The organism is Winogradskyella sp. HaHa_3_26 (assembly GCF_019278425.1).
Classification (GTDB): domain Bacteria; phylum Bacteroidota; class Bacteroidia; order Flavobacteriales; family Flavobacteriaceae; genus Winogradskyella; species Winogradskyella undariae.
Window position 1 is genome coordinate 4029786 of the sequence record NZ_CP058981.1, and the last position, 20174, is coordinate 4049959.

Annotated in this window: 16 protein-coding genes and 1 other RNA gene; 6 read left to right on the plus strand and 11 right to left on the minus strand. The window is 30.7% G+C overall.

All coding sequences use genetic code 11. From position 1 onward, the window contains the following. Positions 1 to 25 precede the first annotated feature (25 nt). From deoC to clpB, 3 genes are all read right to left on the minus strand, one after another. Positions 26 to 688 (minus strand): deoxyribose-phosphate aldolase, encoded by a 663-nt coding sequence (gene deoC, locus H0I32_RS17550; protein WP_173588777.1) that lies wholly within the window; start codon positions 686 to 688, stop codon positions 26 to 28. Positions 689 to 1109: 421 nt separating this feature from the next. Then, positions 1110 to 1505: a hypothetical protein gene (locus H0I32_RS17555; RefSeq protein WP_179313202.1), complete on the minus strand. Its 396-nt coding sequence runs from the start codon at positions 1503 to 1505 to the stop codon at positions 1110 to 1112. 110 nt (positions 1506 to 1615) lie between these two features. Continuing rightward, on the minus strand, positions 1616 to 4222 hold the full coding sequence (gene clpB / locus H0I32_RS17560; protein WP_179313201.1) for an ATP-dependent chaperone ClpB: 2607 nt from the start codon (positions 4220 to 4222) through the stop codon (positions 1616 to 1618). Between the two features lie 309 nt (positions 4223 to 4531). On the opposite strand from clpB, the gene ytxJ reads away from it, so the two are divergent. After that, on the plus strand, positions 4532 to 4909 hold the full coding sequence (gene ytxJ / locus H0I32_RS17565; RefSeq protein WP_179313200.1) for a bacillithiol system redox-active protein YtxJ: 378 nt from the start codon (positions 4532 to 4534) through the stop codon (positions 4907 to 4909). Between the two features lie 78 nt (positions 4910 to 4987). On the opposite strand, the gene H0I32_RS17570 is transcribed toward ytxJ, so the two are convergent. Next, positions 4988 to 6163, minus strand: a complete 1176-nt coding sequence (locus H0I32_RS17570) for a hypothetical protein (protein ID WP_218841338.1) — start codon at positions 6161 to 6163, stop codon at positions 4988 to 4990. A gap of 182 nt (positions 6164 to 6345) precedes the next feature. Here H0I32_RS17570 and H0I32_RS17575 point away from each other — a divergent pair, with 182 nt between their 5' ends. Then, positions 6346 to 8031: an RluA family pseudouridine synthase gene (locus tag H0I32_RS17575; RefSeq protein ID WP_173588773.1), complete on the plus strand. Its 1686-nt coding sequence runs from the start codon at positions 6346 to 6348 to the stop codon at positions 8029 to 8031. Positions 8032 to 8399: 368 nt separating this feature from the next. Here the strand turns inward: H0I32_RS17575 and fahA are convergent, their stop codons facing one another. Further along, a complete protein-coding gene (gene fahA, locus H0I32_RS17580) occupies positions 8400 to 9692 on the minus strand; it encodes a fumarylacetoacetase (RefSeq protein ID WP_179313199.1) in 1293 nt (430 codons plus the stop codon). A 109-nt stretch (positions 9693 to 9801) separates the two neighbouring features. On the opposite strand from fahA, the gene glyA reads away from it, so the two are divergent. Both glyA and glgP read left to right on the plus strand, forming a co-directional pair. Beyond that, a complete protein-coding gene (gene glyA, locus H0I32_RS17585; RefSeq protein ID WP_179313198.1) occupies positions 9802 to 11076 on the plus strand; it encodes a serine hydroxymethyltransferase in 1275 nt (424 codons plus the stop codon). Positions 11077 to 11257: 181 nt separating this feature from the next. Continuing rightward, on the plus strand, positions 11258 to 12898 hold the full coding sequence (glgP, locus tag H0I32_RS17590; protein ID WP_179313197.1) for an alpha-glucan family phosphorylase: 1641 nt from the start codon (positions 11258 to 11260) through the stop codon (positions 12896 to 12898). 381 nt (positions 12899 to 13279) lie between these two features. Here the strand turns inward: glgP and H0I32_RS17595 are convergent, their stop codons facing one another. The 6 genes from H0I32_RS17595 to H0I32_RS17620 form a co-directional block, all read right to left on the minus strand. Further along, positions 13280 to 13909 carry a hypothetical protein gene (locus H0I32_RS17595; protein ID WP_179313196.1) on the minus strand — a complete coding sequence of 210 codons (630 nt, stop codon included), beginning with the start codon at positions 13907 to 13909 and terminating at the stop codon, positions 13280 to 13282. 146 nt (positions 13910 to 14055) lie between these two features. Beyond that, the gene (locus tag H0I32_RS17600) at positions 14056 to 14994 is read right to left on the minus strand and encodes an alpha/beta hydrolase (RefSeq protein WP_179313195.1); all 939 of its coding nucleotides are present in this window, start codon (positions 14992 to 14994) and stop codon (positions 14056 to 14058) included. A gap of 3 nt (positions 14995 to 14997) precedes the next feature. Further along, on the minus strand, positions 14998 to 16593 hold the full coding sequence (locus tag H0I32_RS17605; RefSeq protein WP_179313194.1) for a right-handed parallel beta-helix repeat-containing protein: 1596 nt from the start codon (positions 16591 to 16593) through the stop codon (positions 14998 to 15000). Positions 16594 to 16697: 104 nt separating this feature from the next. Beyond that, positions 16698 to 17468, minus strand: coding sequence for a hypothetical protein (locus H0I32_RS17610; RefSeq protein WP_179313193.1), 771 nt, complete (start codon positions 17466 to 17468; stop codon positions 16698 to 16700). A gap of 84 nt (positions 17469 to 17552) precedes the next feature. Then, positions 17553 to 17942: an acyl-CoA thioesterase gene (locus H0I32_RS17615; RefSeq protein WP_173588765.1), complete on the minus strand. Its 390-nt coding sequence runs from the start codon at positions 17940 to 17942 to the stop codon at positions 17553 to 17555. A gap of 7 nt (positions 17943 to 17949) precedes the next feature. Then, the gene (locus H0I32_RS17620; protein ID WP_179313192.1) at positions 17950 to 18978 is read right to left on the minus strand and encodes a glutaminyl-peptide cyclotransferase; all 1029 of its coding nucleotides are present in this window, start codon (positions 18976 to 18978) and stop codon (positions 17950 to 17952) included. A gap of 100 nt (positions 18979 to 19078) precedes the next feature. Here H0I32_RS17620 and ffs point away from each other — a divergent pair. Together ffs and H0I32_RS17630 are read left to right on the plus strand one after the other, a co-directional pair. Further along, an RNA gene (ffs, locus tag H0I32_RS17625) (signal recognition particle sRNA small type) lies at positions 19079 to 19177 on the plus strand. A gap of 147 nt (positions 19178 to 19324) precedes the next feature. Beyond that, complete coding sequence (locus tag H0I32_RS17630) at positions 19325 to 20128, plus strand: SDR family oxidoreductase (protein ID WP_179313191.1); 804 nt, start codon at positions 19325 to 19327, stop codon at positions 20126 to 20128. The last annotated feature ends 46 nt before the right edge of the window (positions 20129 to 20174 follow it).

Here is a 20174-nt window from a genome sequence, read left to right on the forward strand (position 1 = left end):
AACAAAGTTAAGCAAAGTGTTTTAATTAATATACAGCCTTTGAAGGTATATTATTCATCATAGCAACTCCTGCAGAAACACCAAGTCTATCGACTCCAATAGCAATATATTTTTGAGCTGTTTCAGCATCTCTAATTCCACCTGAAGCTTTTATTTTTAACTGATCTCTTACGGTTTTACGCATAATTTTCACAGCTGTAAGTGTTGCTCCACTTTTAGAGAATCCGGTTGATGTTTTAACAAAATCAGCTTTTGCATCAATACAGATTTCACAAGCTTTTACGATTTCATTTTTAGAAAGTTCACTTATTTCAAGAATAACTTTAAGTGTAATGTTACCAATAGCTTTTTTAACATTGCTAATGTCTTTTAATACTGCAAGGTGATTTTTACTCTTAAGTCTTCCTATATTTATCACCATATCGATTTCTGTAGCACCTTGATCTATAGCATGTTTGGCTTCAAATATTTTTGCTTCTGTAGACATTGCTCCGAGTGGAAAACCAATAACAGAACAGATTTTTACATCAGATTTACCCAAAGCTTGTTTAGCAAGTAAAACATTACTGCTGTTTACACATACAGAATAAAAATTGTATTTTAAAGCTTCATCACAAAGTTGTAAAATTTCTGCTTCAGTAGCAGAGGCACTTAATAAAGTGTGGTCTATGTATCTATTTAAATTCATTGATCAAATAAGTAGGGTTATTATATAAATTTTTTAATGCAATTTTATCTACAAGTAGATGGGGGATTGCAAAATAGTTATAAAACGTTTGAGGGGTTTGGGTTAAATAGTTCGACAAAGTTAAGTGTTTTACCGATAAAAAGCGTGTTTTATTTTAGTTTTTAACATCAATTTATTCAATAAAGTTGTTAATAAAAATATAACCTGTTTATTTTAAGTAGAATAAATTGATGTTTTCTTAAGAAATATTTCTTAATATAATAATATTAGAAATGTTATTTTTATTACCGATAATAATGATTTACCTTACTAAGTATTTCACGTTTATTTGAGTAACGTTTTAAAATTGAATTAAGTATTTATCATAGTCGAAATTTCAATATGCACTTTTTGATATATAATTTATCTAAAAAAATAAATGTTAACATCTGTTTATTTCAGCTTGCTTAATTAAAAATATATCATCTGACCAGAACATAGCTTCATCAATTGTATTAAAAATCTTATAAGCTTTATTAAAAAAATGTTTTTCTTTAGTATTCTTGTTTACAATTTTGTCGGTAGTAACAACAGCAAAAGCGATAAGGTTATTTATTCCTTTAATTTCAGTATAATCTGAGGGATTTATTGAGTCCGAAAAAACTCTATTTGTGATATAAACAAACGGTTTATTGTAATAATACTTATGAATTATATATTGCATTAAATCGTTAAAATAAGGTTCTACATGGACACCTTCTTTAATTTGGTCGATAATATAATTATCAAATAAAAAAACCTCTGAAATGTCTAAATTATAATATCTAACTGCTTTCATAAATTGTTGTTTTTAAACTGTTTAAGTTAGTAAAAATAATTAACAAAAAAAGCAATAGATTCAAAAATATTTGAATCTATTGCTTTTAACTATCATATAACCTTAGTTTATTAGATCTCTTCAGCAACTAAATTACCTTGATTTCTAAAGACTAATTGAGCATCAAATGCATCTAGTAATATAATACTGTCAGTGGTGACTTTACCTGATAATATTTCTTTACTCAATTCATTTAAAACGTCTTTTTGTATCACGCGTTTTACAGGTCTTGCTCCATATTCAGGATTATAACCTTTATTAGCCAAATAACTTACGGCTTCTGGTGTTGCATCGAACGTAATTCCTTGTTTAGCGATCATTTTAGTGATTCCTTTTAATTGTAAACCTACAATGTCTATAATATTATCTTTAGACAAAGGAGTAAACATTATAGTATCATCTATACGATTTAAAAACTCTGGTCTTACCGTTTGTTTTAATAAAGCTAAAACATCAACTTTGGCAGCTTCAATGGCTGAAGGAATATCTTTAGTCGCTTCAAAACGCTCTTGTATAATCTGACTTCCCATGTTTGAAGTCATGATAATAATAGTATTTTTAAAGTCTGCTACACGACCTTTATTATCTGTTAAACGTCCTTCATCTAATACTTGCAATAAGATATTAAATGTATCGGGATGTGCTTTTTCAATTTCATCTAACAATACTACAGAATAAGGTTTTCTACGTACAGCTTCGGTTAATTGACCACCTTCATCATAACCAACGTATCCCGGAGGAGCTCCTACCAATCTACTTACAGCATGACGTTCTTGATATTCGCTCATATCAATACGCGTCATAGCATTTTCGTCATTAAATAGATATTCTGCCAAGGCTTTCGCTAACTCTGTTTTACCAACACCTGTGGTTCCTAAGAAAAGGAAGGTTCCTACGGGTTTATTTGGGTTTTGAAGTCCTGCTCTAGAACGACGTACAGCATCACTAACAGCTTCAATAGCTTCTTCTTGTCCTACAACACGTTTGTGTAACTCATCTTCTAATTTTAGTAATTTTTCACGATCACTTTGAAGCATTTTTGTTACTGGTATTCCGGTCCATTTAGCAATGACATCAGCAATATCTTCATAAGTCACTTCTTCTTTAATTAATGAAGTACCTTGTTGTGCGTCTAATTCTTTTTGGAATTTTTCCAATTGCTCAGTGGCATCTTTTATTTTTCCATAGCGTATTTCTGCAACTTTCCCATAATCTCCATCACGTTCTGCGCGTTCTGCTTCTGCTTTAAAGTTTTCAATTTCTTGCTTTGTATTCTGAACGTTTTCTACAACTTCTTTCTCAGATTTCCATTTAGCACTAAGTTCATTACGTTCTTCTTTAAGATTTGCTAAATCAGCTTTTAAGCTTTTTAATTTAGTTTCATCTTTTTCACGTTTAATAGCCTCGTGTTCAATTTCTAATTGCATTATTTTACGATCAAGAACATCTAACTCTTCGGGTTTAGAATTAATTTCCATTCGTAATTTAGCTGCAGCTTCATCCATTAAATCAATAGCTTTATCTGGAAGAAAACGGTTATTAATATAACGTTCCGATAATTCTACAGCGCCTATAATTGCTTCATCTTTGATTCGTACTTTATGGTGTGCTTCGTACTTTTCTTTAATCCCTCTAAGGATCGATATCGCACTTTCTGTATCAGGCTCGTTAACAATTACTTTCTGAAAACGTCGCTCTAAAGCTTTGTCTTGCTCAAAATATTTTTGATATTCATCTAAAGTGGTTGCTCCAATGGCTCTTAATTCGCCACGCGCTAAAGCAGGTTTTAAAATGTTTGCAGCATCCATAGCTCCTTGGCCACCACCAGCACCAACAAGCGTGTGAATCTCATCGATAAATAATACAATATCTCCATTACTTTCGGTTACTTCTTTGATAACAGCTTTTAATCGTTCTTCAAATTCACCTTTGTATTTAGCTCCAGCAATTAACGATCCCATATCTAAGGCAAAAATTTGTTTGTCTTTAAGATTTTCAGGAATATCACCATCTATAATTCTGTGTGCTAAACCTTCTGTAATAGCTGTTTTACCAGTACCTGGTTCACCAACTAAAATTGGATTGTTTTTTGTTCTACGAGATAAAATTTGAAGGATTCTTCTAATTTCTTCATCACGACCAATAACCGGATCTAATTTGCCATCTCGAGCTAACTGGTTTAAGTTTTTTGCATACTTATTTAAAGAGTTATAAGTTTCTTCTTGACTTTGAGAAGTCACTCTATCTCCTTTTCTTAATTCGTCAATAGAAGCTTGTAAGCCTTTTTCAGTTACACCTTGATCTTTTAATATTTGAGCAATTTTACTTTTAGATTTAAAAATAGCTAATATTAAATGTTCAATAGATACAAAGTCATCATTCATCTTTTTAGCGATAACAGATGCTTCGTTTAAAGTTTTACTTGCTTCACGAGAAAGCATAATATCTCCACCTGAAACTTTAGGAAAACTTTCGAGTTCTTTGTCCAATACTTGTTCTAGCATGGATACATTAACATTCAACTTTTTTAAGAGGAATGGTAATACGTTTTCATCAACATTGAAAAGTGCTTTAAAAACATGTTCATTTTCTATTTGCTGATGACCAAAACCTTGAGCTAGCTGCTGCGCTTGCTGTATGGCTTCTTGCGATTTAATAGTGTAATTATTAAAATTCATCTTTATAGTGCCTACAAAAAGTAGGTATCTTATTTATGTTCAACTTAATTTATTCACTAATACTGCTGTTTAAATATTTTTAAATTGAAACTATTTATACTTTAGTATTGTGCAACACCTTTATGATTTATAACTGTGTTTGACTATCTTTAGACAAATATCTTACCAATATAAATTTGTAAGAAATAAGTGACAAATAGTCTGTTTTGATTATTTTTTAAATGACTTTTTGACACTGTAAGATTAATACTTTATTACGACTCATGTAATGATGTAGATCAGTTTAGAGGATAAATAAAAATAAAAATTATGTTTAAGAAATTATTCGGTTCGTCAGAACCTAAAGAAGAAAAAATATTGCCTTGGCAAGCGTTAACAGATATTTCTCAGTTAGATACCATTGCAGAGAAATCTAAATCAAAAACACAAGTTATTTTTAAACATTCTACGCGTTGTGGCATTAGTAGCATGGTGATGAAGCAATTTGTATCTGATTACAATTTAGATATAAATATTGATTTACATTATTTAGATTTGTTAAGTTACAGAAATGTTTCTGATGAGATTGGTTATAAATTTCAAGTAATGCATCAGTCTCCTCAGCTTATTATAATAAAGAATGGAGTCGTGGTATCACACACCTCTCATGGAGCTATAAATGAAGTAGATTTAGAACGTCATGCTTAACTAAATTTATAAAAGACAAAATCCTCAAGAATAATTTATTCTTGAGGATTTTGTCTTTTACTGAGAAGATTTTTTTACTCAAATAGAGTAGGAACCAATTATAGATTTTAATTTCAGCTTTAAATCTTCTCCTGTATCATAAACCATATCTTCATCAGAAGGAAAAGGCACCTGTCTTTGATTTAAAATAGTTCTATCATCTGCATTTAATGCGCGTCTATCACCTTGGTATCTTCCAAAGACATTTTCAAATATAAAACCACTATCAATGGGGAATGTATCAATAATTTTATTTTGCTTTAAATCCGTGTAAACAACATCTGCTAATACTTGTGTAGATTTTGTTTGTAAGACTTCTGTAAAACGTGCTTTTATATTTTTAATTTTATCAATTTTAATATCATTTCCTAGACTGTCTTTTTTAACATTTCCAGAACGATCTAATTGATATTCCCAACCATCAACAATTTCTCTTTGTCTTAATATTTGTCGCTCACTAATACGCTCTGGTGAAACATTGATTTGCTTCAACTGTAACTGCATACCATAATCGTAATCTAAATTTTTATCTAACGAAGCATGATAAGTGGTCCAAAATTGATCTAAACCATAAGTGTTAAAATCTAATAATTCAGCTTCTAAGCGCTGTGGAATTATTTGCTGTGTTTGGTTCTCAATGGATACGAAAATAAAGTCCATTCCCTTTTGGTGGGCTTCCGAAATTAAGCTTCTGTTTTCTTCAAAATTTGGGTTTATAGTTTCTATATAGCTAAAAATATCATGCGCTTCTCTAGCCTTATATTTGTCATTAGTATCTAAAAGTGAAATACCTTCATCAATTAAATAATCAGACGTTTTATAACGGTATTCAACAAGGAATTTGCTATAATCATTAAACTTAAAGTTTATAATTTCCCCATCAATCTCTAAAGGCATTACTCGTTTTATAGCTGTTTGCCTTGCTTCTAAATCTACATAAGTATTATAAATGGTTTTATATTGCTCAGGATTACCATCTCTTTTAAGAGACTTTATGGCGCGTAGATCTTCATCTAAAACCTTATAATAAGCCTCTTCAAGTAAGGCAATGTATTCTTGCTTTCTTTTTTTATCCTTGTTGTTCTCTAATTTTTCGAGAGCATCATTTATAGCTACGTCATAATTACCAGTGCTAATAGCACTTTGAATTTGTTTTTTTGCACTACATGATCCGAGTGCTAAAAAAAATACTGATAAGAGTAAAAATTGTTTCATAATCTCGAGTTTTAAAAGGTTACTATTTTAGCAATTCCAATTATAATGCCAAAGTAAATAAAAATATATGAGTTCAATTGATTTTGAATGACGAAGAAATTATATTAAAAGGTATTCAATACAAACAGACGATTACTGGACATTTATATTTTCGTTTCTTTGCAAGTCAATAAAAGTAAGATATGTTTAAAACGGAAAATAGATATTTTCATCCATTAGAACTAAGTGATTCGGTTAAGCTACCAAAACAGTTTACGTTTCCGTTTTTATATGTACCACATTCAATTTGTATTGCTGCTGCAAATGAAGTTAAAGCTTATTTAAATACTCAAAAAGATTTTGAACATAACTTTGGTTTAGATACCACAAAAAAGGGTTTAGAAATAGGTAAAATGTTTGGTGTTATGATTGTTAAAAGCATTGAAGGACAAATTGGTTACATTGCTTCTTTTTCAGGTAAATTAGCTGAAAGCAATCATTTAAAAGGGTTTGTACCGCCAATATTTGATACTTTAAATCAACAGGGGTTTTATAAGGAAGGTGAAGCTTATTTGAATAAATTGACAGTTGAAATTGAAATATTAGAAGAAAATCCAGAATTAGAGCTAACCAAATTAAAGCTAGAACATAAGAAGCTTGATAATAGTCAGAAACTTGAAGATTTTAAGAAGAATGCTAAAGTTGAAAAAAAGCAAAGACAACAAAAAAGGGCAGAGGCAGAACAGCAATTAACGGATGCTGATAAACTTTTGTTTTTTGAAGACTTAAAACAACAAAGTATACAAAGTAATATTGATCTTAAATATTTAAAGTTGAAATGTGAAGCTGAGCTAGAATTGGCAGAACGTAAATTATCTGAATTAGTAGAACCGATTGAAACTTTAAAATTAGAACGTAAAACGTTATCAGCAAAACTTCAAAAACAAATTCATGAGCAGTATCAATTCTTGAATGCAAATAATGAGACTAGAGATTTAATTTCAATTTTTAATAGTACAGATTTAGGATATCCTCCAGTTGCAGCAGGAGAATGTGCAGCACCAAAATTATTTCAATTTGCATTTCAAAATAAATTAAAACCATTAGCAATGGCTGAATTTTGGTGGGGAACTTCTCCAAACATGGAAGTGCGTCGTCATGAGCAGTTTTATCCATCTTGCCGCAGTAGATGCGAACCTATTTTAGGGCATATGATGCAAGGTTTAGATGTTGAGCCTAATCCTATTGAAACGGCAGGTGTATTTAATGGTGAATTAGAAATTATTTATGAAGATAATTTTCTACTCGTTCTTAATAAACCACATGAGTTTTTGTCCGTGCCAGGAAAAACAATAATAGATTCTGTTTTAACACGAATGAAAAAATATCTACCAGATGCCACAGGTCCTTTATTATTGCATCGTTTAGATATGTCAACATCAGGATTATTATTAGTCGCTAAAAATGAAAGGACACATAAAAACCTTCAAAAGCAATTTATAAATCGCACCATAAAAAAACGATATGTTGCTTTATTAGATGGTGTTATTGAATCTAAAACAGGAATTATTGATTTGCCCCTTAGAGTAGATTTAAACAACAGACCAAGACAATTGGTTTGCTACGAACATGGTAAAAAAGCAATGACTAAATATGAAGTTATAGAGGTTAAAAACAATAAAACAAGAATCCATTTTTACCCTATATCAGGTAGAACTCATCAACTCCGTGTACACGCAGCACACTATAAAGGCTTAAATACACCAATTATTGGTGATGATTTATATGGAATGCCTTCAAATAGATTACATCTTCATGCAGAAACCTTAAGTTTTGAGCATCCAATAAAGAAGGAGTGGGTAAGTTTTACTTGTAAAGCGCCTTTTTAGTTTTCTTTTGTTTATAGTAACAAAGTCTCTAAGTTTCACAGTAGCTAAGCAAGAAAATAAAGTGTATTCATCACAAAGAATTCAAAATCTAATTATAAAATAAAACCGCTCTGTGTATCTCTATGTAAACTCTAAGAAACTTCGTGAAATAATAATGGAGTATCGTTGAGTGTGTCTTAGCTTCAAAGTCTCAAAGAAATAAAACCGCTCTGAGTATCTCCGTGCCAACTCTAATAAACTCCGTGAAATGATTGAGAGTCAAAGTAGAAGGGCTTGATTTCTAATTAAACAAAAAAAAGACTAAAGTAATTAAACTTCAGCCTTCTTTATATTTTTAAAATTTATAGCTTAGCGCTTTAAGCTTTGTATTATTTCTTTTTCTTCGGATTAAAAATAGGTAACAACTGAGTTTTTACCATTCCAAAACCAATACGAGTACCATCATTTTCACAATGACCTCTCATAATTACAGTATCGTAATCGTTAATAAAATTACGTTCTGTACCATCTTTCATAGTAACAGGTTTAGTACCGTTCCAGCTAATTTCTAACATAGATCCGTAAGAATCTGGTGTAGGACCAGAAATTGTTCCGCTTCCCATAACATCACCAGAATTAACAGGGCAACCATTAACTGTATGATGTGCTAATTGCTGAGCCATGTTCCAATACATATGCTTAAAATTAGAGTTACTTACAACAGTTTCTTTTGCTCCTTTTGGCTGAATAGCAACTTCTAAATTAATATCAAAACTCTTTTTTCCTTTTATTTTTAAATAATCCAAAGGTTTAGGATCTTGTTTTGGACTTTCAATTCTAAAAGGCTCTAACGCATCTAATGTTACAATCCAAGGTGACATTGAAGACGCAAAGCTTTTCCCTAAAAAGGGACCTAGTGGTGCAGATTCCCATTTCTGAAGATCTCTAGCAGACCAATCATTAAATAAAACCAATCCAAAGATGTATTCTTCTGTCTCTTCAATAGGAATTGGTTCTCCTAAATCATTAGCAGCAGTCGTAATAAAAGCCATTTCTAATTCAAAATCTACTAATTTTGAAGGTCCAAAAACAGGTTTATCAGCTCCTTCTGGTAAAGTTTGACCTTGAGGTCTATTTACAGGAATTCCTGAAGGAATAATAGAAGAACTACGGCCGTGATAACCAACAGGCATGTGTACCCAGTTTGTCATCAATGCATTTTCTGGATCTCTAAACATAGTACCAACATTTGTAGCATGATCCTTACTAGCGTAGAAATCTGTAAAATCACCAACTTGTATAGGTAGTTGCATTTCTATTTCATCTAAACGAAATAAAATAATCTCCTTATGAGGAATGTTATTTTTTAAGGTATCATTTTCGACATCAAAAATCTCTGCAATTCTATTTCTAACCAATCTCCATGTTTTTCTACCGTCTGCAATAAAATCATTTAGCGTATCTTGAAGAAAAATATCATCAGTAAGTGGTATGTCTTTAAAATAACCTAATTGATGTAAAGCACCGAGATCAATGGCAGTATCACCGATTCTAGACCCTATAGTAATAATATCATCTCTGGTTAAAAAGACACCAAAAGGAATGTTTTGAATTGGGAAATCTGAGTCTTTACCTACATGTAACCATGAGGCACGATCTGGATTGTTAGCAGATATTGGCATATATTATTGTTGATTAAATGTTCATTAAATTCATTCAAACCTACATAATTTTTGATATTTAAACTAATGTATTCACTATTTTTGTATCGATTTAACAAACACTTTATTTATGCAACGAGACGAACAAATATTTGAACTTATTCAAGCTGAAAAAGAACGCCAGATTGATGGTATAGAATTAATAGCTTCAGAGAACTTTGTGAGCAACCAAGTGATGGAAGCTGCAGGTTCTGTATTAACCAACAAATATGCTGAGGGTTATCCTGGTAAACGCTACTATGGTGGCTGTGAGGTTGTTGATGAAGTAGAGAATATTGCTATTGAGCGTGCTAAAACTTTATTTGGTGCTGACTATGTTAACGTACAACCACACTCTGGTAGTCAAGCAAATACTGCGGTTTATCATGCATGTTTAAACCCTGGTGATACTATTTTAGGTTTTGATTTGTCTCATGGTGGACATTTAACACATGGTTCTTCTGTAAACTTTTCAGGTAAATTATACCGCCCTACATTTTATGGGGTAAAGAAAGATACAGGGTATATTGATTACGATATGTTAGCTGACCAAGCTAAAAAAGAAAAGCCAAAATTAATTATCGCTGGTGCTTCTGCTTATTCTCGTGATATTGATTTTGAGAAATTTAGAGAAGTTGCAGATAGTGTTGGTGCTGTTTTATTAGCAGATATTTCACATCCTGCAGGATTAATAGCTAAAGGTATTTTAAATGACCCAATGCCGCATTGTCATATTGTAACAACAACAACACATAAAACATTACGTGGACCAAGAGGTGGAATGATTATGATGGGGGAAAATATTGATAACCCTTTCGGAATTACTTTAAAGAATGGTAAACTTCGTAAAATGTCTAGTTTATTAGATTCTGGTGTTTTTCCAGGAAATCAAGGTGGACCATTAGAGCATATTATCGCTGCTAAAGCAATTGCTTTTGGTGAAGCGTTAACGGATGATTTTATGCATTATATGTTACAAGTAAAACATAATGCAAATGCAATGGCTAATGCTTTTGTAGCAAAAGATTACAATTTAATTTCAGGCGGAACTGATAACCACATGATGCTAATTGATCTTAGAAATAAAAATATTACAGGTAAAGATGCTGAGAATGCTTTAGTAAAAGCAGATATTACAGTAAACAAAAATATGGTGCCTTTTGATACAGAATCTCCTTTTGTAACTTCTGGTATTAGAATTGGTACTGCTGCTGTTACTACTAGAGGATTAAAAGAAAGTGACATGCCTTACGTTGTAGATTTAATAGACGAAGTAATTACTAACTATGACAACGATACTGTTTTAGAGGGTGTTGCTAAAAAAGTAAATGAATTAATGAGCGGACGCGAATTATTTAATGCTTAAATATCATTTTTATATATTTTAACTTGACTAATATAGTCTGGTTTAAAACTAAAAGCCTTTCAATTTATTTTGAAAGGCTTTTTATTTTCTAGCTGCATCATATTGAAATTTAGCATACTGACATATATCATATAAGCTAATGCAACTTTATTTGTAAATTTATGACACAAAATAGAATACAATGGAAAACGAATATGATAAATGGTATCATCCTTATAAACCAGCAATAGAATACAATAAGAAAGTCGCTTATTTTAGTATGGAATTTGGTATCGATCAATCTTTCAATATTTACTCTGGCGGACTTGGTTTTTTAGCAGGCTCACATATGCGTTCTGGCTTAGAACTTAAACAAAATATGATTGGTATTGGGATACTTTGGAAATATGGCTACTACGATCAAGCAAGAAATGATGATCAAACTTTGAAAACTGAATTTAACGAAAAGCATTTTGATTTTCTTGAAGATACAGGTATTGAAGTCGAGGTAAAGCTTCATGATAATCCACATGTAAAAGTTAGAGCTTATGTTTTAAAACCTGAAGTTTTTGGAACCGTACCAATGTACTTTTTAACTACTGATGTTGAAGAAAACGACTATTTATCAAAAACGATCACCAATTATTTATATGATAATAATGAAGTTACTCGTGTTTCTCAAAGTATTATTTTAGGTATAGGAGGTGCAAAAGTGGTAGAAGCTTTAGGTGGCGCAGATACATACCATCTAAATGAAGGGCATGCTTTACCTGCTTTTTATTATTTAAGAGATCAGGGGGTGAAAAAAAATCAGATGGTTTTTACAACGCATACACCAGAACGCGCTGGTAATGAAGAACGAGAAGCGAGACATTTGAATAGATGTGGATTTTTTGGTAGATCACTTTCTGAAGAAGAATTACAAAAAGAAACAGTTAATGGTGGTATGTTAAATTATACCATTTCTGCATTACGAATGGCAAAAAAAGCAAATGGAGTATCTAAACTACATGCAATCGTGGCAAATGACATGTGGAAAGAGTATGAAGGCGTTAGTGAAATTATACCGATAACAAATGCACAAAATCAGAAGTTTTGGCAAGATGAAGAAATCAAGAAATCATGGTTAGCCAAAGACGATAAAACATATAAGACTAGAAAAATAGAATTAAAAAAAGAGTTATTTGAAGAAGTTTATAAACAAACAGGAAAAAGATTTGACCCAAATGTATTAACCTTTGTTTGGGCAAGACGTTTTGCAGGCTATAAAAGAGCAGACTTATTATTACACGATTTAGAACGTTTTGAAAAATTAATTTCTAACGAAAAATATCCAGTTCAAATTATTTGGGCAGGTAAGCCTTATCCTTATGATTTTTATGCAATTGACACATTTAATCACCTTGTAAATCACTCAAAAGGCAATAGTAATTTAGCTGTATTAATAGGTTACGAAATAGGCTTATCTAAAAAATTAAAATGCGGATCTGATGTTTGGTTAAATACACCAAGAATTACTCGTGAAGCTTCTGGTACTAGTGGAATGACTGCTGCTATGAATGGTTCTGTAAACGTATCTACCAATGATGGCTGGATTCCTGAATTTGAAATAGATGGAGAAAATAGTTTTGTCTTACCAGAATTAGATCAGTATTTACCAGCTTGGGATCAAGATAATGTTGATGCCGGTAATTTGTACGAAATATTAGAAAATAAGGTAATTCCAACTTATTATAATAAGCCTAAAAAATGGCAAGATATTGTTTTCAAAGCTATGTATGGCGTTATTCCTGAATTTACAACGACTAGAATGGCAGATGATTATTATAAAAAATTGTTTTAAATAAACCTAAACTTATCAGGTATTTGACTGAGAATAGTCGAAGTCAAAACCTGTTATATATTAATATAGAAAGCCTTTCAATTTAGTTTGAAAGGCTTTTTAGTATAGATTTTATTTGGGTCGAGATAATTTTCTAAAAGTTTGCAAAGAAAAATAAGACGTTGAAATTTGAATAGTTGTTTAATTGAAATTTTTAAACAAGTCTTTGATATAATCCCAAAGTGATTCAACGTTTATAAAAAGTGTTTGCGACTTTTATGAGTTCGACTCCTCTAGAGTCGTAATTATTAGCGGTAAATTTTGTTACAAACGTTCGATACCTATGGCATCTTAAAGCTTTTTAGTATGGTTTTAAAATTTTAGATATAATACTAAATGTGACTAGAGTTTAACAAATAAGTCATTTAAAAACTTAAAATCTCGTATTTTATAATTTGTTCCTTCTCTATCATTCAAATAATTTATAAGATCTTTTTTTGGACCTGAAGTCCAGAAGTTCCAGGTATCCGTTATAATGTTATTTTCTTTAACAAAAACTTTCCCAACTAAGGAATTATTTTGCGGACTATCAGAAGAGTCATAAATACTGATTTTAGAATTTTTTTGATAAACTAATCGGTATAGTTTCTCATCCTTATTTAAATTTATAAATTTGGTTTCTACTGTTATTTCATTTTCATGATTGATAATTTCAACTTCTTTTATCATTTCATTATCTATGAGTTTATACGCATAGTTTTCATTAAGAACAGTAATCATTTTATTATCGAAATGGTGATTTACACTTATTCTCCCTGTCAAAATAGTAGAATCTTTTAGGATAATTTTACCATCATAAAGAGGTCTGTCAATATTTAGAGTTTGTGAACATTCACAATTAGAACTATTGTTTATACTATTTAATAATTGCAGACTTGCATTAATAAGTTCTAAATTTTGAGCTTTTATATTATGGGAGTAAACTATTAAAAGAAATATTAATAAAAAGGAGTGTATTTTTTTTGAGATCATGACTTTTAAGATTTAAATGTTTACTCATTAAAATTCATCAATAATTATTCCAAAGCTAATTTTTTAATCTAAAAATTAATAGCTTTTAGAGCTTCAGTTATAGGTTATATAAAACAATGGGAATATAAGTCTGAATAAAATTATATTTAGATGGAAGAGCTTTTGTTTTCATTCATAAAAGCTAGTACACGTTTAAAATACGCATCTCCACCCACTTTCCAAACATTAGAATGATTGGCAGAATCTACCTCAATAAACTGTTTTTTATCACTTGGAATTCTTGAAAAATTAGCTCTCCCGTATTTTATATTTATACGTTCATCTTTATTTCCATGAACGATTAAGATTGGCTGATTTACATGTTCACAATATACAATGGGCTTGGCATCATTGGAATCAAACTCTGCAATTTGTCCAGTTCTGTTAACTAGATAATTAGAAAAAGGAACATAACTAAAACCTGCATGAAGGTCAAAATAATCGTTAACTATAGTTCTAAAATCTGAAAATGCACTTTCAATAATACCAAACTTAATTCTTTCGTCGTAACCCATGGCTTGCAAACCAATTGCTCCACCTAGGGATTGTCCCCAAACTCCAAAATGATTCAGATTTTCATGTTTGGATAAATAATTAATAAGAGTTTTAACATCTTTTTTCTCATTGACACCAAAGGAACAAAAACTACCTTCACTTTTACCATGAGCTCTAGAATCTAATGCTACCGAATTGAACCCCTTTTCTGCTAAAAACTTGCTTAATTCTTTAAAGTGATCTTTATTAGAGCGAATGCCATGTAATAGAATTATGGTTGCTTTTGCTGAATCTAAACTAGAGTAGGTTAATCGTGCTGATAATTTGAGACTATCAAACGAATTAAAATAAAATTCTTTTTGGTTTAATTTTGACGCATTAGTTGAAGATACATCAAAGCCAACATTTTTGTTCCGTTTTATTAAGCTAACAACAGGATTTCTAATTTCAGAGATAAGTCGAGGTACAAAAAAATGTATAATTAAGAATCCAAGAATTATTAAAACTATAGAACTCCATTTTATGATTTTTATATTTTTCTCATTTAACATTACTTAATCTTCAAAAGAAGTATTATTATAAGCCCCTGCATCAATAGAACCTGTTCTAGGATCTCCAAGAATATCATTTGTTACTAAGAAACTAGAACTACCAATTCCTATAGCTCCAGATTCAGCACCGATTCTCATCTTATTTTCAAAAGCATCTTCAAAATCTGGATTTTCATTAAATACATTATCGACATAAAATGTAGTGTCTTCAAAATCATAATTTCCAATGCCTTCTAGATTATTGTTGTCAAACCTTAATAAGCAATTTGAAAATTTATAATTAAAAACATCACCTTCATTTTCTAATAAAAATTCAGGATTATCATTTCCGTAAATAATACAGTTGTTAAAGTTAGCTTCCGTTAAATCATTAACGAAAACAATATTATTTTCATCTACAATATAATCGTTTAAGAGTAGGGCAGGATACTCTCTAAAACTACTATTCCAGTAATTCGCAATTGTACAATGTGTAAAATTATATTTTCCTCCGTAGGTACCAGCAAAAGAAGACTGTCCTGAATTATTTATAACAAGATTTTCTGCTTTAATAGACGTTGCTCTACCTAAAATACCAAAACTACTTGTATTGTAAATTTGAGAATTTGTGATCGTTAATTTATCATTTGTTGCATTTGGATCTCCTTCAGATAGAACTCCAATAGTTGCATTTTTTATAGTCGCATAATTAATGATGTTATTTTCACTTCCACTATATAACCAAATGGTTCCCCATTGCCCAGGGACATCTTCGTATAAAGGTTCTAAACGGTCACCTTCTAAAATAACTTGGTTTTCTAAAGCTTCTTGATCAGAACTCAATGCTCCATTAATATTAAGTGTAGCATTATCGGTTACTATAATACCTGAATCTGCATGAAAGTGAACTCGTGCACCAGCTTCCATTGTTAAGGTTTTACCTGAACCAACACCTGCATAACCATAAATAACATAAGGTTTTTGGTTGGTAAATGTAAGTTCTTCATCTGTAAGAAAACGGCCTTGAAGCGTAGTTTCATCTTGTGTACCATCTCCATCAACATCAAAAGTTAGAGTTTCAGTAATGTAATTGTCTTCAATATCATCATCAATCTCATTTCTACTCGGATATATAAAAACGGCATCTTTAACTAAAGTAATAACGTCTATATCTTGTTGGTTACTCCCAGAATCAAATAAAATTCTATCGGTATATAAAAATTGATTTTCTAAGATTCCTAAATCTGGAGAGGCAATATCTATTGTTGTTTCAATAAATATGAATAAACTATCATTGGCTAATAATTCTACATTTTCGAAGAATTTACCAACTTGATCATCATTTTCCACTCCTGTAGAGCCGTCAATATTCATTCTGTAAAGTGAACTTTCTCCGTTTTCTAGTTGTATTGTTGGGATTACAATATCATCATCACTACGATTATACACTTTTAGGTTGTAAGTACTAGAACCAATGGTAGAGAAAACTGTGTCTAAATAGATAGTATCTTTAGCAAATTCTAATTGTCCCTTGCTTGGTGAAAATTCAAAATCGTTACGGCAAGAACTCCAAAATAATAAGATTCCAAAACAAAGTAAAAAGGATAGCAATCGCTTCATAAATGATAAATATAATTAAGCCTTAAAAATATAACTTTTGAAGTTAGGATTTATTATAGTTAACGATAAATTACGTTATACTTTTCATTACTAAGAAAGAGCAATTAATCTTTCTGTAAGGTTTCTTCTCCGTATTCTTCTAATAAAATTAAGAATAACTGGCTACTTACTACTAGCTCTTCTAACAATTGCATTTTATTTTCGTCTTTAAGTAATGCTAGACTGAGTTGTTTTGCTGCACAAAACTCTAAAAAAAGATTTTTATGTGTTTCAGGAATTTTTAGGTCTTTGGTTAATAATTGACTGTTAAAAAAAGGACTAGTTTCAATAAGTTTAGTGAAGTTTTTATAAGTTATTGTTTTCTCTTCTTCTTCAACCTTTTTAGGCTTTTTAGATTTTAATAAATCATAAAGCTTTCGAGATAAATAAACAAAGTCCACACCTTGATTGTTTCCTAATGGTGCATATTTTTGTGGATTATTTTTTATATCATTTTGTATCATATTTTGAAGTTCTAAATTATAGGTTTCTTCAACAAATATAGGCTGCTCAACTTCTGCTTTTACTTCAACTTCATCAAGCTCCGTTAGTATTTCTTTAAGTTCAAATACCGAAGTACTTTTAAGATGAAAATCTTTTAATACTACTGTTTTTTTATGATAGAATAAAGATTCAAAAGAGATGCTATCATTTACTTTCGCTTCAATAGTAAAGTCACCTTCATTATTAGTTAAAGTGACTCTCTTCTGAGTTTTATTAAAGACTTTTATGTTTTTTAGGACACTTTTGGTATGGTACACTTTTCCGTTTAAAGTTTGAGAGAAATGTAAAAAGGGAATAAAGAAAAGAAAGCTAGCAATAGTAATTTTACGCATAGTCAAGGTTGATTGATGCGTTAAAGAAAAGGTTTTAATATTTAAAGTATAAAGGTGTTAAAAAAACTTTAACCTAAATAAATGTTAATTAAAAAGCGCAGCTATTTCGGGTGTTATACGAGCAGGTCTAGATGTTTTAGAATCTATTAAGCACCATTTAGCTTTAGACTTTACTATTATTTTTTTGGTTGTAGCATTTATAATGTCTACATGTCTTACAGAAGCGACACCTTCTGCAGAAGGTACATAAGTTTTTAAAATTAACTTGTCGCCAAGTAAAGCTTGGTTTTTATATTCTATAAAATGGTTAACTAAAAACCAAGCATATTTTTTTGTGATTTCTGAAGTATCAAAAGAAGCCCAATGATCTTTTGCGATATCTTGAACCCATTGCACATAACGTACATTATTAACATGGTTAAGATCGTCTATATCATCTTCGCAAACAGTAATTGTTTTTTCAAATACTTGCATGATGTTGTTATTGCTTTTTAATTTTAACTTCAAAAATCTTATCCCAATTTTTTCCTGTTACAAATATAGTTTCACGTTCTGGGTGGTAAGCTATTCCATTTAAAACATCTAACTGAGGGTGTTGTGTTACTAATTTTCTTAAAGGAGTAAAGTCTATCACGCCTTCAACACCTCCTGTTTTTGGATTTATAATGGCAACTCCATTTTTTTGATAAATATTAGCAAAAATTTTACCGTTAATCCATTCCATTTCATTCAAATTAGGAATTTTACCCTTTTCAGTATAAACTTCAATATGACTTTTTTCATTTAAATTTTCAGGGTTTAAAAGATATATTTTTTCTGTTCCATCAGATTTATAAAGTGTTTCTCCATCATTACAAATTCCCCAACCTTCTTTACTTGTTCCGTAATTAAAAGTAGTAAGCTTTTCAAAAGTATTCAAATCATATACAAAGCCTCTTTTAGCTTGCCATGTTAATTGATAAATCTTATCATTCAATATTGTTAGCCCTTCACCAAAATAAGCATCATCTAAATTGATATTTTTTAAAACCTCACCAGTTTCAAAATTCACTTTTCTAAGTTTAGATTCTGTTCTTTGCCCTGTGCTTTCGTATAATTCACCATTATAAAACTCTAATCCTTGAGTATAAGATGTAATATCGTGAGGGTAGGTGTTAATGACTTCATACTTATAATAAGAAGGTTTTTCGTTATTATAAATTTGAATGGTTTTAGAAAGTGTTTCCGTTTTATCACCAACCGTTACTTTAGCGGTAATTGTTTTTTGACCTAAAGTTATATGATCTAAAACACTTTGCTTTTCAATAGCCTTACCATTTAACTCATAACTAACATTTGTGATCTCTTGTTGCTGCGGATTATTGATAGAAAGGGTTAATTTGTCTCCCAACATTAAAGATTTAGCCTCTATATTTATAGATAAACTAGATTTTTTTGAACCATTTGTATCTCCACAATTTGTAAGAAGTAAACTTAAGGCTGTAAGAATGAAATATTTATAAATTTTCATGAGGTCTATTAGAATTTTTAGCAAGTTATTAAATTAAATTCAGTTTAAAAATCTTTAAATAAATGATTGTAAAACTAATTAAAGTTTATATCTTTGCACCCGGCAAGTCCTACACAACTAGCTCCTGTTGAATCCTCCAGGGCGGGAACGCAGCAAAGGTAAATGGTTGTAGCAGTGTGATGTAGGTAGCTTGCCTTTTTTTTGTACCCAAAACTCAAATCTTGAAAGCCTCGGCGAATCGAGATTTTTTTAGTTTATAGACCTTCTAATTAAAGGTTTAGGGTTTTATAAAATATTCTACCAATTTCAGAATTTGTATTTTCGAAATTATAATTAATAATATAGTATGTCTAAAGTTGTATTAATAACAGGTGGTTCTTCTGGAATAGGGAAATCTGTTGGCGAATTTCTTCAAGAAAAAGGATTTAAAGTTTACGGTACCAGTAGAAGTCCTAATAATTATCCAAATAGTAAATTTCCTATTGTAGCTTTAGATGTTACAAAACTTGAAACCATCTCTGCATGTGTTGCTGAAGTTTTAAAGGTCGAATCTAAAATAGATATCCTTATCAATAACGCTGGTGCAGGAATTACGGGACCGATTGAAGAAATCCCTGATGCAGAAATAAAGCGAAATTTTGAAACTAACCTTTTTGGACCTATCAACGTAACAAAGGCCGTTTTGCCTAGTATGCGAAAACAAAACTCAGGTCTTGTAATTAATGTCACTTCTATTGCTGGTTATATGGGTTTACCTTATAGAGGTGTTTATAGTGCGAGTAAAGGCGCTTTAGAGTTAATAACCGAAGCTTTTAGAATGGAGCTAAAAGTATTTAATATTAATATGGCTAATGTTGCACCTGGAGACTTTGCAACTAATATTGCTGCGGGTCGTTATCATGCACCAGCGTTAGAAGATTCTCCTTATAAAGATACGTACGGAAAAACATTAAGTCTAATGGATGAACACGTAGATAGTGGTGGAGATCCTAAAGAAATGGCAGAAGCTATCTATAAAATTATTGAAGCTAAAAACCCAAAGATTCATTACAAAGTAGGTGCTTTTCTTCAGAAATTCTCTATTGTTTTAAAACGAATTCTTCCAGATTCAGTATACGAAAAGATGTTAATGAATCATTATAAATTATAATTGATACATTGTATTGATAAGCTTAAAGTTGTAAATTCGTCGCGAC

What these genes read in the sequence shown, in the direction of transcription:
- H0I32_RS17570 (WP_218841338.1), bottom strand. Translation starts at nt 6,163, where the DNA reads ATGAAACAATTTTTACTCTTATCAGTATTTTTTTTAGCACTCGGATCA.
- H0I32_RS17605 (WP_179313194.1), bottom strand. Translation starts at nt 16,593, where the DNA reads ATGAAGCGATTGCTATCCTTTTTACTTTGTTTTGGAATCTTATTATTT.
- fahA (WP_179313199.1), bottom strand. Translation starts at nt 9,692, where the DNA reads ATGCCAATATCTGCTAACAATCCAGATCGTGCCTCATGGTTACATGTA.
- H0I32_RS17595 (WP_179313196.1), bottom strand. Translation starts at nt 13,909, where the DNA reads ATGATCTCAAAAAAAATACACTCCTTTTTATTAATATTTCTTTTAATA.
- glgP (WP_179313197.1), top strand. Translation starts at nt 11,258, where the DNA reads ATGGAAAACGAATATGATAAATGGTATCATCCTTATAAACCAGCAATA.
- deoC (WP_173588777.1), bottom strand. Translation starts at nt 688, where the DNA reads ATGAATTTAAATAGATACATAGACCACACTTTATTAAGTGCCTCTGCT.
- H0I32_RS17630 (WP_179313191.1), top strand. Translation starts at nt 19,325, where the DNA reads ATGTCTAAAGTTGTATTAATAACAGGTGGTTCTTCTGGAATAGGGAAA.
- H0I32_RS17575 (WP_173588773.1), top strand. Translation starts at nt 6,346, where the DNA reads ATGTTTAAAACGGAAAATAGATATTTTCATCCATTAGAACTAAGTGAT.
- clpB (WP_179313201.1), bottom strand. Translation starts at nt 4,222, where the DNA reads ATGAATTTTAATAATTACACTATTAAATCGCAAGAAGCCATACAGCAA.
- H0I32_RS17555 (WP_179313202.1), bottom strand. Translation starts at nt 1,505, where the DNA reads ATGAAAGCAGTTAGATATTATAATTTAGACATTTCAGAGGTTTTTTTA.
- H0I32_RS17615 (WP_173588765.1), bottom strand. Translation starts at nt 17,942, where the DNA reads ATGCAAGTATTTGAAAAAACAATTACTGTTTGCGAAGATGATATAGAC.
- ytxJ (WP_179313200.1), top strand. Translation starts at nt 4,532, where the DNA reads ATGTTTAAGAAATTATTCGGTTCGTCAGAACCTAAAGAAGAAAAAATA.
- H0I32_RS17610 (WP_179313193.1), bottom strand. Translation starts at nt 17,468, where the DNA reads ATGCGTAAAATTACTATTGCTAGCTTTCTTTTCTTTATTCCCTTTTTA.
- H0I32_RS17620 (WP_179313192.1), bottom strand. Translation starts at nt 18,978, where the DNA reads ATGAAAATTTATAAATATTTCATTCTTACAGCCTTAAGTTTACTTCTT.
- H0I32_RS17600 (WP_179313195.1), bottom strand. Translation starts at nt 14,994, where the DNA reads ATGTTAAATGAGAAAAATATAAAAATCATAAAATGGAGTTCTATAGTT.
- glyA (WP_179313198.1), top strand. Translation starts at nt 9,802, where the DNA reads ATGCAACGAGACGAACAAATATTTGAACTTATTCAAGCTGAAAAAGAA.